This is a genomic window from Pedobacter gandavensis, from assembly GCF_014172405.1.
GTDB classification, from domain to species: domain Bacteria; phylum Bacteroidota; class Bacteroidia; order Sphingobacteriales; family Sphingobacteriaceae; genus Pedobacter; species Pedobacter gandavensis.
This window is the reverse complement of the sequence record NZ_WNXC01000007.1, coordinates 261,081-273,940: the sequence shown is the minus strand read 5'-3', so window position 1 is coordinate 273,940 and position 12,860 is coordinate 261,081. Positions and strand designations below refer to the sequence as shown.

The 12,860-nt window shown below is 40.1% G+C and carries 12 protein-coding genes; 8 read left to right on the top strand and 4 right to left on the bottom strand.

What is annotated here, in order from left to right; genetic code table 11:
* Position 1: 1 nt before the first annotated feature.
* A complete protein-coding gene (locus GM920_RS18420; RefSeq protein ID WP_182960190.1) occupies positions 2-322 on the bottom strand; it encodes an ArsR/SmtB family transcription factor in 321 nt (106 codons plus the stop codon).
* Between the two features lie 283 nt (positions 323-605).
* Between GM920_RS18420 and GM920_RS18415 the strand changes: the two genes are divergently transcribed.
* The 5 genes from GM920_RS18415 (at position 606) to GM920_RS18395 (ending at position 5,690) form a co-directional block, all read left to right on the top strand.
* Positions 606-857 (top strand): hypothetical protein, encoded by a 252-nt coding sequence (locus GM920_RS18415; RefSeq protein WP_182960188.1) that lies wholly within the window; start codon positions 606-608, stop codon positions 855-857.
* A gap of 19 nt (positions 858-876) precedes the next feature.
* Positions 877-3,591 carry a DNA ligase D gene (gene ligD / locus GM920_RS18410; RefSeq protein WP_182960187.1) on the top strand — a complete coding sequence of 905 codons (2,715 nt, stop codon included), beginning with the start codon at positions 877-879 and terminating at the stop codon, positions 3,589-3,591.
* A gap of 23 nt (positions 3,592-3,614) precedes the next feature.
* Positions 3,615-3,872, top strand: a complete 258-nt coding sequence (locus GM920_RS18405) for a hypothetical protein (RefSeq protein WP_182960185.1) — start codon at positions 3,615-3,617, stop codon at positions 3,870-3,872.
* 21 nt (positions 3,873-3,893) lie between these two features.
* On the top strand, positions 3,894-4,655 hold the full coding sequence (gene ku / locus GM920_RS18400) for a non-homologous end joining protein Ku (RefSeq protein WP_182960183.1): 762 nt from the start codon (positions 3,894-3,896) through the stop codon (positions 4,653-4,655).
* 348 nt (positions 4,656-5,003) lie between these two features.
* Positions 5,004-5,690: a DUF6266 family protein gene (locus GM920_RS18395; protein ID WP_182960181.1), complete on the top strand. Its 687-nt coding sequence runs from the start codon at positions 5,004-5,006 to the stop codon at positions 5,688-5,690.
* On the opposite strand, the gene GM920_RS18390 is transcribed toward GM920_RS18395, so the two are convergent.
* Complete coding sequence (locus GM920_RS18390; protein WP_182960179.1) at positions 5,687-6,559, bottom strand: 1-aminocyclopropane-1-carboxylate deaminase/D-cysteine desulfhydrase; 873 nt, start codon at positions 6,557-6,559, stop codon at positions 5,687-5,689. The two genes, GM920_RS18395 and GM920_RS18390, sit on opposite strands and share 4 nt — an antisense overlap.
* Positions 6,560-6,904: 345 nt before the next feature.
* Between GM920_RS18390 and GM920_RS18385 the strand changes: the two genes are divergently transcribed.
* Together GM920_RS18385 and GM920_RS18380 are read left to right on the top strand one after the other, a co-directional pair.
* On the top strand, positions 6,905-7,936 hold the full coding sequence (locus tag GM920_RS18385; protein WP_182960177.1) for an RluA family pseudouridine synthase: 1,032 nt from the start codon (positions 6,905-6,907) through the stop codon (positions 7,934-7,936).
* Positions 7,937-8,776: an aminotransferase class IV gene (locus GM920_RS18380; protein ID WP_182960176.1), complete on the top strand. Its 840-nt coding sequence runs from the start codon at positions 7,937-7,939 to the stop codon at positions 8,774-8,776. It begins immediately after the preceding gene.
* Positions 8,777-8,795: 19 nt separating this feature from the next.
* Here GM920_RS18380 and fmt read toward each other — a convergent pair whose 3' ends face one another.
* Complete coding sequence (fmt, locus tag GM920_RS18375) at positions 8,796-9,704, bottom strand: methionyl-tRNA formyltransferase (protein WP_182960174.1); 909 nt, start codon at positions 9,702-9,704, stop codon at positions 8,796-8,798.
* A 93-nt stretch (positions 9,705-9,797) separates the two neighbouring features.
* Positions 9,798-11,087, bottom strand: coding sequence for an exo-beta-N-acetylmuramidase NamZ family protein (locus GM920_RS18370; RefSeq protein ID WP_182960173.1), 1,290 nt, complete (start codon positions 11,085-11,087; stop codon positions 9,798-9,800).
* A gap of 545 nt (positions 11,088-11,632) precedes the next feature.
* On the opposite strand from GM920_RS18370, the gene GM920_RS18365 reads away from it, so the two are divergent.
* Positions 11,633-12,853, top strand: a complete 1,221-nt coding sequence (locus GM920_RS18365) for an ABC transporter permease (protein WP_182960171.1) — start codon at positions 11,633-11,635, stop codon at positions 12,851-12,853.
* The last annotated feature ends 7 nt before the right edge of the window (positions 12,854-12,860 follow it).

Genomic DNA, 12,860 nt, shown 5'->3' with positions numbered 1-12,860 from the left:
GTTATTCGCTTTTATAGGCTTTCATGATGTTTTCTAATTTGTTGAAACGTTCTTCCCACATTTTGCGGAAAGGCTCAATATAATCGGCCACCTCTTTCATCTTTTCTGGATTGATATGATAGTGAATTTCCCTTCCGGTTTGCTCTTGTTTCAGTAACTCACATTCCGTAAGTATTTGTAAATGTTTTGAAACCGTTGGTCTGGCAGAATCAAAATTGGCAGCTATGGCACCGGCACTCATCGACTGTGAAGCCAGTAAAACCAATATCGCTCTCCTTGTTGGGTCTGCTATGGCTTGAAATACATCTCGTCTTAAATTCATTATGTAGTTATTTGACTACTAATTTAAATGAAGTTATTCGACTACGCAAATATTTTTGTCTTTTTTTATTCTTTAATTTTATGTATTGGGTTGTAGGTCAGTAGGATGGTTGTTTTTGGAAATTTGAATTTTGGAGAAACTATTCTCTGTTATACTTGTTTTTAATGGCTAAGGAATAGCATAAACTCGAAGGGATTTGACGTTGAATCCCAGTAATTTGAATCAATTAATAATATTTAAAGATCCGATTAAAGAAAAATGTCTTTAACTCAACTCAATAATTATGCAAATTGAAGTAAAAGAACCTGGAACAGGTGTATTGTTACGCCTGCACGCCAAAGCTGAGCATTATCAGGGAAAGCATGGAATGCGGATTAAATATCCAAACGGTGCAAATTTTTTTATCATTGCTGAATCTGGGGCCTGGCGTTCTGCCGATCATCACCATGTGGCTCCAAGGTTTTTAATAAACATCGGTATGGCTTTAGAAGGAAGGAAACTGAGTGAGCAGGTGGTGGACCAATCGAATATTTAAATTTTAAAAGCAATCATGGATGGGGCTTAGGGAATATCAGCAGAAACGATCCTTTAAAGAGACGCCTGAACCTAAAGGAGGGAAAGGTAGCGGAAAGACCCTACGCTTTGTCGTTCAAAAACATGCTGCCTCCCACCTTCATTATGATTTTCGTTTAGAAATGGAGGGTGTCCTGAAAAGTTGGGCCGTTCCAAAAGGTCCGTCTACGGATCCTGAAATCAAGCGACTGGCGATGATGGTGGAAGATCATCCCTATGACTATCGGAATTTTGAAGGTGTAATCCCTAAAGGCCAGTATGGAGGGGGGACTGTAATCGTATGGGATGAAGGAACGTATACGCCCTTTGAGCCGGAATCTGCTGATTTTAAAGCGCAGGAAAAACAAATGCTACATCAATTACAAAATGGAAAGCTCCATTTTGTACTCAATGGAAAGAAATTGAAAGGTGCTTTTGCCTTAGTAAAAGCCTATGGCAAAGGAGATAATTCCTGGTTATTGATGAAGCTGGACGATAAGTATGCGAAAACAACAGATATCCTTTTAAAAGATAAATCGGTGATCTCCGGGAAAAGCATCCTGCAAATGGAAAAGCAGCCGGATCGGGTTTATGGAAAGACCAAAAGGCCAAAGGATAAAGCAGCGGAGCCTGATGTTGAGAAAATTGGTAAAGCCTTAAAAAATCAAAGTAGCAATATCGAACCGGCTGGGGAAAAGCTCCAGAGGTTACTTGAAAAAGCAATGAAAGCTCTTTTTTTTGAGCAGGTTGAGCCCATGTTGGCTACCTTGGTTGACGAACCTTTTGATCAAAGCGGATGGCTCTATGAAGTTAAATGGGACGGTTATCGTGCCCTGGCTTTTCTTGATCAATCTAAGGTTGAATTAAAATCCCGCAATGATAAATCCTATAATGAGAAATTTTATCCCATCTATCAGGCACTGAAAGCATGGAAGATAAGCGCCATTCTGGACGGTGAAGTGGTGGTTTTAAATGAAAAGGGCAGTGCTGATTTTGGGGCCTTACAGCATTGGCGTAGCGAAGCAGATGGTGATTTAAGCTATTATGTTTTTGACCTACTTTGGTATGATGGTTACGACCTCAGGGGATTATCGCTCCTGGATCGGAAAGCAATTCTTGCAGCAGTACTGCCTTCCAGTTCAGTCATTTTATTAAGTAAGGATTTCGAAACCTCAGGCATTGCTTTTTTGGATGCGGCGAAGCGAGCCGGTTTGGAGGGAATCATGGCCAAGCGAATGGACAGCAAGTATCATCCTGGAGATCGGACGCAGGATTGGTTGAAGATTAAGGCGAATCAGCGTCAGGAGGTAGTAATTGCTGGTTTTACGAAAAATGAAGGGAGCACCAGGCCATTTAGTTCCTTACTGGTAGGCGTATTTGAGAAAGGAAAATTAAAGTATACCGGAAAGATCGGAACGGGCTTTAGTCTTAAAACCCAAAAAGAACTGCTGCTGCAATTTCAGCCCTTGATCATCGCAGCGCCGATGTTTGCAGAGGAACCAGATGTGAATAAGCGGAGTCCTTTCCAGTATCAGCCTCCAAATGCTGTAGCCACCTGGTTAAAGCCGGAATTGGTTTGTGAGGTTAGTTTTACAGAAATGACAGCTGATGGGGTCATGAGGCATCCTTCTTTTGAAGGAATGAGAGGCGATAAGGGACCTGAAGAAGTACTCCTGGAAAATCCAGTAGCTATAAATCAAGTGATTCATCATCCTATTATGGAAGCAGAAAAAAAGAAATCCGGGAAAAAAGGACTTGCGGAAGATTTGCTGAACCCTGAGGAAGAAACACAGCTGAAGCAAATCAATGGACACTCCTTGAAGTTTAGTAATCTAAATAAAATATTCTGGCCGCTGGAGAAAGTCAGCAAGCGTGATGTGATCAATTATTACCATCAGATGGCTCCTTTTATATTGCCATACCTGAAAGATCGGCCACAGTCTTTAAATCGCTATCCCAATGGAATTACAGGCAAAAGTTTTTACCAGAAAGACGTAACAGATAAAGTGCCCGACTGGACCAAGACTTATCTGTACCATGCGGAAGGTGATGATACGGATAAACACTTTCTTTTGGGTAATGATGAAGCTACCTTGCTTTATATGGCTGGTCTGGGTTGTATTGAGTTGCATCCCTGGAGTAGCACCATTCAAAAACCCGATCACCCAACCTGGTGTATCATTGATCTTGATCCCGGTAAAAGTTCTTTTGAGCAAGTGATTGAGGCTGCAGTGGTGACTAAGGCCGTTTTGGAGGGGATGGGTGTGCCATCGTATTGCAAAACCAGCGGCTCCACAGGTTTACATATTTATATCCCCATGGGTAATAAATATACTTATGAGCAGAGCAGGGAGTTTGCCAGGATCATCGTAACGCTTGTCAATCGCGAAATACCAAAGTTTACCAGTCTGGAGCGGGTAGTGGCCAACCGGAAAGGTAAAATGTACCTCGATTTCCTGCAAAACAGATCGCATGCGACCATCGCGGCCCCTTATTCACTCCGTCCTAAACCCGGTGCTACCGTGTCTATGCCTTTACACTGGGAGGAAGTAAAGAAAGGTTTGCAAATGAAAGATTTTACAATTTTCAATGCGCTGGCCAGAGTAAATGAAATGGGGGATATTTTTAAACCGGTTCTGGGCAAAGGAATCGACCTGATGACCGTTATTAAAAACAATAAAAACGAGGAAGTGTTATTGAAACAGGATCATTCCTGATTTTTAAAATAAAAGATAATGCGATGGGAAAGATAGAAGAACCCTGGGAGCCATTCGATATTCAGGTGCTAATTGAAGGACAATGGGAAAGGTTATTAGTGATTCCCGATCGGGAAGAGCCAAAATACGCGTTGTTTGACCAGGAGAATTCGATTGGCCTGGTATGGACGGAGGAGGCTGCACAAGGTCGGGTTTGGTGTGCAGAAGGTTTAATCGCCAAAGAATTGGTTGATCAGGTTGGAGAACAGATTGACCAGTATTATTTAAATAAACCTGAATAAGAGGACCTTTAAATTTTATATATGAGATCGATCTGGAAAGGCGCTATTGGTTTTGGTTTAGTAAATATCCCCGTGAAACTGTTCTCAGGAGTGCAAAGTAGTGCGCTGGATTTGGATATGTTGGATGAAAGGGATCATGCCAATATCAAATTTAAAAGGGTAAACGAGAAAACACAACAAGAGGTGCCTTTTGACCATATTGTTAAAGGTTACTTATTGAATGATCAATATATTGTGTTGGATGATCATGATTTTGAGGAGGTTAAGCCTGAAAAGACAAAAGTCATAGAAATTGAGAATTTCGTTGATCTCGCGGAAATAAACCCCGTCTATTATGAAACTTCTTATTATGTCCAGCCTGAAATGCAAGGGAAAAAAGCATATGCCTTGCTATTAGAGGCTTTGGTTAAGTCGAAAAAGGCTGGCGTAGCACGTTTTGTATTGCGTAATCATGAAAATCTATGTGTCATTCATCCGATGAATGGAATTATTGTGGTGACCAAGATTCGGTTTCAGGAAGAAATACGTGATACTCAGGAGCTGAAACCGAAAGATGAGGTCAGTATTAAGCCAAAGGAATTGTCGGTAGGTATGGCCTTAATCAAGCAATATACGGCGCCATTTAACATCGAAAGTTTTAAAAATGACTATTCAAACGAATTGTTAAAGATCATTAAAGCGAAAGCCCAGGGGAAAAGGGCCACCGTTAAAAAGATCAAACCTAAAAAAGCAACCAGCGATGACTTGTACGAGCAATTGCTGGAAAGTTTGAAGCGGGCATAGTAAAACACGCTAATCATCTAAATCTAAAATCTGATCTTTTACCCTTCAAAATGACCTGCTGTTTAAGTTAAACGGATCGGGATGGGTTAACTTAATCTTAAATTTTATTTTCCCTGTTTTTTAACAGGTTTCCTCCCTTGTTCGGTGCTGGCAGCATCCTGATTTATTCGCTATTTGTTTTGCTATTGTTTTGCTACTGTTTTGCTTTTCTTTTGCTCTTATATTACCGGAGCAAAAGAAAAGCAAAACAATAGCAGTATAAATTCAATTTTATAATTGAATTATATATCAATTTGTAGTTAATTATGTTTAATTTTAAGTAGTTATTAATCATTTAATTTTATCGTTATGGGAAGTGTAACAGGGGGTGCCTTTGGCACCTTTGTAGGAAAAGTAGGAAATGTTGTCGGCTATATCAGGTTGGGTAAACCTTGTGTTCGTAATGCACCTAAAAAATCAACAAAACCAAGGTCATCCGGACAGTTGAGTGTCAATAAGAAATTTCAAATGGGCAGAAAATTGATTTCCCATACGAAAGAATTCATTAATGTAGGTTTTAGGACTGCGGCATTGGGAACAGGTCAGACCGCACAAAATGTGGCCAGTTCCTGGAATATTAAAGAGGCAATTACTGGAGTAAAACCGAATTTCCTGCTGGATTATAGTAAGGTGCTGCTGAGTAAAGGTGATTTGCCGGTCGCAAACCAGCCAGTAGTGGAATACGTTTACCCAAACTTGAAATTTCAATGGAGGGTAGCCTCAGATCTGGAAGCAAAATATGAAAGAGATCAGGTGATGCTGCTGGCTTACCATCCTAAATGGGAGCGGAGTTTTAGTGTTTTAAGTGGAAACAGAAGAAATGTTGGGGAAGAGGAACTCTACCTGATACCTATGGCTGAATCCCTGAATAGGAATATCAGTCCCGAAGATGATTTTGTAGAAACTTATATCTCCTTTATTTCTGACGATAGAAATGAAATTTCCGATAGCGTTTATCTGGGAAGGGTATACCTTAGCTCAGGTACTCAGGATTAAAAGAATTTGTCTTTCATACCAAGGATTCCCATCAGGCCACCGGTGTGAAGGGCAACTATTTTCTCCTCTTTTTTAAAATAATCTTTCTTAGAGAGGTCTTGGATGGCGTACATCATTTTTGCGGTGTATACCGGATCAATTAATATCCCCTGACTGCTGATGAAATTTTTCATGAAATCAATTAATTCAGGTTTGGTTTTCGCGTAACCACCAAAATGATAATCTGTATGTAAGCTCAATTGATGAGTATGGCCGAGGTATTTGAAAATTTCTTCAGCAATGAAATCACCGCCTTTTAATGCGGGTACCACGTGTAAGGTAGTTTTTAAGCCCAGGTCATGGATTCCTTTTAATAATCCTGCTGCGGTAGTCCCTGTCCCTGCAGCACAAAAAATATGGTCAATGTCGGTAGGTAATTCGTTAATGATCTCTGCACAGCCAGTAACAGCTTCCATGCTTGCACCACCTTCATCAATAAAGAAAGCATTTGGATCATCGCCAAAATGCAGTTGGAACAAGCTTGTTTTATCTTTATAGCTTTCTCTGTCGACAAAGATCAATGTCATTCCAAAAAGTTGGCAAAGCATTAACATTTCATTTTTCACAGTTTCTCCGCGGACAAATGCCGTAGATTTTAATCCTGCTCTGGAGGATGCCGCTGCGGTAGCCAATAAGTGGTTGGAATAAGCGCCACCAAAAGTAACCAGGTGCTGCTTATTTTCGGCTCCTGCTTTTGATAATAAATATTTTAGTTTACGCCATTTGTTCCCCGAAATATAGGGGTCAATCAAATCATCTCTTTTGATCCATAATTGGGAAAGATGCGGATGCTTTAATTGCTGAATGGGGCTGTAGATATCTGTAAACATGTTTGCAAATATATAAGCCTTTTTTTTAGCTAATGATTAAGGTTTAAAATAGATGATTTTTAATAAATAAGGAAAGAAGTTTAGAATGATCTTAATGTTTTGAGTAAAGTTTTTCATAATCCTGGAATTAATTTAACTAACCTGGTTCATAGCAAGTTTATAAGCGGTTTTCTGGGCTCAAGCACAAATAAAACGTTAAAAAGTTGCGGTTGGTAATTGCTATGCCTGTTATCAAAAAGCAGACCAAATTATTTTTTTTCAATTATGTAATTGTTAAAGATTAGTTTTGCAGAATGGAACCATTGTTATAGATGGCTTTCCTAATCACATACAGACATAGATTTCATGGAAAATAGCAGCGAGGTGCAGGAGTTAGAAGAGCAGGATTTATACGAACATTTTAATATTGTTGTTGATAAAGGACAGTCTTTATTAAGGGTAGATAAATTTTTAATGGGGCGTCTGGAAAATGCTTCCCGTAACCGCATTCAGAACGCTATTGAGGCTGGAAATGTGTTGGTTAACAAGGCCACGATTAAAGCCAGTTACAAAGTGAAACCAGATGATGAGATCTCTATTGTGTTCCCACATCCTCCAAGAGATACGGAAGTTTATCCGGAAAATATCCCATTGGATATTGTTTATGAAGACAACGATTTGTTAGTCGTAAATAAGCCTGCAGGAATGGTCGTACATCCAGGATTTAACAATTACACCGGAACATTGGTGAATGCCTTAGCCTACCATTTTGAAAATTTACCACAATTACCGGGAAATGAGGGAAGACCAGGCTTGGTTCACCGCATCGATAAGGATACTTCAGGCTTGTTGTTGATCAGTAAAAACGAAATCACCATGACTAAATTGGCGAAACAGTTTTTTGACCACAGCATTACGCGTAAATACATCGCTTTGGCTTGGGGTGATATTGAGGAAAATGGTACCGTTACGGGATATATTGGTCGCAGTTTGAAGAATAGAATTGTGATGGATGTGTATGATGAGGAAGAAAAAGGTAAGTGGTCAGTAACACATTATTCTGTTTTGGAGCGTTTAGGTTATGTAACCCTAATCAGTTGTCAGCTGGAAACGGGTCGTACACACCAAATCAGAGCACATATGCAACACATCGGACATCCCTTGTTTAATGACGCCAATTATGGTGGTGATAAAATTATCAAAGGAACAACTTTTAATAAATACAAACAGTTTGTACAGAATTGCTTTAACATGATTCCTCGTCAGGCTTTACACGCGCAAACTTTAGGTTTCATCCACCCTACAACGAAGGAATATATGGAATTTGAGGCGCCTCTGCCAGCTGATTTTGATTCAGCATTGAACAAATGGAGAAACTATATTGTGGAGCCTTCGTAAATGCAACAAGAATATATTTTACATAATGACGAGTTCGTAGCGGCAAACCACCCTGTTTTTGGGGTGGAAAACCGGGCGTTTAGATATGGTGATGGCCTGTTTGAATCTATGCGTATGAACAACGGGACACTCAAATTTGCAGAACTTCATGCGGATCGCCTAAAGGCAGGCATGAAGGCTTTGAAGATGGATGGTGCGGAGTTGATGGACGAGTATTTCTTAAAACAGAAAACAGCTGAACTCTGTAAAAGAAATAAACTGAAAGATAATGTGCGCTTCCGCTTGTCCGTTTATAGAGCTGGTGCAGGTTTATATACGCCAGATACCAACAAGTCCGGTTATGTGTTGGAAGCAACTGCGCTTCCTCAAAGCAGCTATGATCTGAACAAAAAAGGACTAATCATTGATGTCTATGATGACATCACTAAACCTATCAATAAGCTTTCTAATTATAAAACCACCAATTCCTTGCTGTTTGTAATGGCTGGTTTGTATAAGAAGCAATATAACCTGGATGAGGCTTTTATTTTAAATCAACAAGGTTTTCTGTGTGAAAGTATCAGCTCCAACATTTTTGTGGTCTATGATAAGCAGATTTATACGCCTGCATTGTCGGAAGGTTGTATTGCCGGGGTGATGAGAAATGTGGTGATGGGGATGGCTAAAAGCCATAATATCCCATTAACCGAAGCTCAGATTAACCCGGAAGTGTTGAATGCGGCTGAAGAGGTCTTCATCACGAACGCAACCGGAGGGATCAGGTGGGTAATGGGATATGGCAGGAAACGCTATTTCAATGAAATCTCAAAATACCTGAGTGCAAGATTAAATGAAATGTAAGAAAAGAGTATAAAGGGGTTTACAAACGCATTCCCCTTAAAAATTCTGCTACAGTCATTCGTTTTTTACCTTCATACTGAAGATCCGTTAATTTGATATAGCCGTCTTTGGCAGCGAATTTCAGATAAGTCTTTCCGTCTGATAAGAATTTCCCTGCTTCAATGTCTGGTATTTCATTTTCCAGTTCCGCTTTGAATACTTTCAATGTTTTTTCAGCAAGTTTGGTATAGGCGGTCGGATATGGGCTTAATCCGCGGATTAAATTATAAACTGTCTTCGCTGGTTGATCCCAGTTAATCAGGCAATGTTCTTTAAAAATTTTGGGCGCATGCTTCAGTGAATCACTTTGAATTTGTGCCTGTTCAGTGTAATTACCTTCTTCAATTGCTTTTACAGTCTTCACCAATAGGCCTGCGCCTACGTTCATGAGCTGATCGTGTAGTTCTCCTGCAGTTTCATCGTCACCGATCGCAACGCGCTCAGAGAAGATGACATCTCCTGTGTCGATTTCATGCTTCAGGAAAAAGGTAGTCACGCCACTCTCTTTTTCACCATTGATGATGGCATGATTGATCGGTGCAGCTCCACGATATTGTGGCAATAGAGAAGCATGAAGGTTGATCGTTCCTTTGGCAGGCATATTCCATACCATTTCTGGTAACATGCGAAAAGCAACCACCACTTGTAAATCTGCTTTTAAATCTTTCAATTCCTGAATAAATTCAGGGTCTTTCAATTTTAAAGGTTGTAATACTTTTAATCCTTTGGCTACAGCATATTGTTTTACGGCACTTTCCTGAAGTTTCTGTCCCCTTCCGGCAGGTTTGTCGGCGGCAGTAACCACCCCGACTACATTAAATCCTGCTTCTACTAAAGCATTTAAAGAAGCTACGGCAAAATCGGGCGTACCCATAAAAACTACTCTCATTGTCCATTGTTTTAGCCGACAAAAATAACAATTATTATTGCGCTTATTTTATCCAATTGCAGGGTAGAGACCCTGGGAACAAATAAATCTTTGTTATGGATATAATAAATATTTCTTGCGCATTGTTTTATAGCGTGTTAAACCTGGTTCCCAGCTCGCACGAATTTCCTTTTCTGATTTTCCGGCAATGATTTGTAGTCTCAAGCTGGAATCGCCAGCCAGTTTATCAAAATTATTCATCTGATTGCTGAGTTTGTAGTTGAAGAAATCAGCTTTGTTAGGGGAGGCCTGATACAATTCGATCAGCCAGTTTAAGTTCAAGGCTTTGCTGCTGCGGATTTTTTCGGTATCGTAGTCTCTTAAGTCTATTCCGTAGCAAACTTTATTGACGAATATTGGCGTTTCCGCCATTCCTTTGATGCTTTTTGGTGTAAAACTGAAGCTGTATTTCCCTTTCAGTGCAGGTGCCCCAATTACGGTGAATGGGTACATGGTACCACGGCCATGGTTTAAATAAGTACCCTCAAACAAGCAAGTGGTTGGGTATACCAAAATCGATTGTGCCGTATTTAGGTTCGGTGATGGTTTTACCGGGAGCTCATAAGGGAGGTCGTGGTTGTAATTGGCCACTTTAATGATCTTGATTTTGCACTTCAGCTTATTTTTTAGCCATCCTTCTCCATTTAACATTTGTGCATATTCGCCAACGGTAAGTCCGTGGACAATAGGGATGGGCTGTAAGCCAATTCCGGAAACTAATTTCGGGTCAAGGATAGGGCCGTCAATATAGAAACCATTTGGGTTTGGACGATCCAGAATGAGCACTTCTTTATTTTGAGCAGCACAGGCTTCCATGACGTGTTGTAGTGTATTGATGTACGTGTAAAAACGCACGCCCACATCTTGAATGTCAAAAATCATGACATCTACGTCTGCAAGATCTTCTTTGCTTGGTGTAGCATGTTTGCCATATAAAGAGACCGCTTTGATTCCTGTTTTGGTATCTACCGCGTCGTTTACATGGATTCCTGCGCTTGCATCACCTCTAAACCCGTGTTCCGGTCCAAATATTTTCACAATGTTTACGCCTAGTTTCAATAAACTATCAACGGTTGTTTCTTTACCAATGATTGAGGTAGGATTGACCACCATTCCAACACGTTTTCCTTGCAGATAGGGCAGGTATTTTTCCGTTTGTTCCGCTCCGGTACGAATGTCATGCTCTTGAACCTTAGCTTTAGCCAGCGGTTTTTCTTGGGCTTTCTTTTCTATTGCTTTCGTTGTCGCCGTACTTGTTGGGCTGGTACGGTGGCCCGCCGCACAGGCTGCTAAATTCAAACTCAGGCCGGCAAGTAAAAGTATGGAGGAACGGGATGTTTTCATGGAGGAAATTGTTTATTGATCGCTTGTTATAGAATGATAAAGATAAGAAAATTGAGATATGATCTAAAAGGAGTAGATGTAAAGAGGTGTAGATGTCTTAAGGATCTAGATATTTAGATATCCTTTTTATAAAGATAGGAAGATATCATAACCATAAAGACGTAAAGATGTTTAGATGTGAAGATGTTTTTATATATAGATATCTTTTTGTCTTGTATGTGCCTTGGCTTGCTTGAAATTGGATATGTTGATTTGTTTATATCAAGATATCTGTCTTGTTGAGGTTTCCATTACCATGGTTTTTAGGTCTGATTTTGGAGTATAGATATCAAGATGTCAGCCGATTTATGGCTTTGAAACTTATTGGTGAATTCGTCTGTTGGGCATGGTTGGAGCGCATAGACAAGGATAGAAAAAGCAGTATCGTATTTATAGCTAGAGCGACCTGATATTTAAAGTAGTGAAATTCACATAATATTCGCAACTTTATCGCTGTAAAAATGCAGTAGGCGTATTTTTGCTAAGTCACTATTTATAGCAAAAGTTTGAACATAGAATATTTCATAGCAAGGCGTATAGCCATCAAATCTGAGCGTACTTTTTCTAAACTGATCGTTCGCATTGCGATTGCAGGCGTAATGCTCAGTTTGGCGGTCATGATGCTTTCTGTAGCCATTATTAAAGGGTTTAAAACGGAGATTCAGGAAAAGGTGAGGGGCTACATCGGGGATGTACGCATTTTCAAATTCGACCTGAACAATTCCTTTGAACAGACACCATTTGTTCCTGGAGGGGAAACGTTACAACATTTAAAGACAAACCCTAATGTGGCCTATTATCAGCCATATGCTACAAAACCGGCCATCATAGCGGTCAACGATGAGGTGGAAGGGATAAATTTCAAAGGCATCGATAAAAGTTTCAACTGGGATTATATTAAAAACCATTTGGTCGATGGTAGGGTGATCAATTTCGCCGATAGTGCACAGGCGATGAAAGAGATCATGATTTCTCAGTTTACGGCAAACCGGTTGAAGCTGAAAACCGGCGATGATTTTATCATGTACTTTGTTCAGGACCCACCAAGGAAGCGGCCGTTTAAGATTGTAGGAATTTATGCAGTTGGTGTAGAAGAAATTGATAAGGGATTTGTGTTGGGCGATATGAATGTGATTCGCCGACTGAACAATTGGGGCCCCAATGAGATTGGTGGGTTAGAGATCCGCATCAAAGACTTTTCGAAATTAAAGGAAGTCTCCACCGGGATTTATGAAAATCTGGAGGTAAACCTCAGGTCCGAATCGGTAGCCGAATTTTTTCCAGCCATTTTTACCTGGCTTTCCTTACTGGATGTCAATACCCGTGTTTTACTGATTCTGATGATGATTGTAGGCGTGATAAATATGATTACCGCATTGCTGATCATGATTTTGGAACGCACCAATATGATTGGAATGCTGAAAGCTTTTGGGATGACAGATTATAGTGTCATCAAAATCTTCTTGTACAATGCGGTGTACCTGGTAGGGATCGGCTTGTTATTGGGGAATATCCTCGGACTAGGACTGGGTTTTATACAAAAATACACCCATGTTTTTAAATTGGATCAAGGTTCATATTACTTGTCTTATGTGCCGGTAGAACTCCATTTTGTAGATGTTTTGGTCTTGAATATAGGAATCGTAGTGATTTGTTTCGTGGTGCTGATCCTTCCTTCTTTACTAGTGAGTAAAATTTCGCCACTAAAAGCGATCAGATTTAAGTAAGTAGTTT